This is a genomic window from Halomonas sp. SIMBA_159 (assembly GCF_046536035.1).
Lineage (GTDB): Bacteria > Pseudomonadota > Gammaproteobacteria > Pseudomonadales > Halomonadaceae > Vreelandella > Vreelandella venusta_A.
In genome coordinates this window covers 1-274 of sequence record NZ_JAWJBT010000522.1, presented here as the reverse complement: position 1 = coordinate 274, position 274 = coordinate 1, and the positions used below count along the sequence as shown (strand labels likewise).

Here is a 274-nt window from a genome sequence, read left to right as displayed (position 1 = left end):
GGGTAATGGAAAGCGATGAATTATTTGGCTTTTATTGTACGGGAAAGGGAGCGCAAGTGCCTGCGGGACATGAAGTGAACGCTTACCCGGCCGGCCTCGTCGATATGGGTCTCGGCATGAAACCGGACAAAAACGGAGCGGGCCGCGGGACTGAATTTTTGGATTTTCTGCTCAGCGAAATCCAAAAGCGCCATCCTGGACAATCACTGCGCCTCACCGTTGCCCGGTTTAACGTGCGCGCGATCCGTTTGTATGAAAGGGCCGGATTCGTTAA

General features: G+C 53.6%; 1 protein-coding gene. It reads left to right on the top strand.

All coding sequences use genetic code 11. The features are described from left to right. Nucleotides 1-274: GNAT family N-acetyltransferase (locus tag R0J87_RS20285; RefSeq protein WP_498888510.1), on the top strand; the 274-nt coding region annotated here is incomplete at both ends.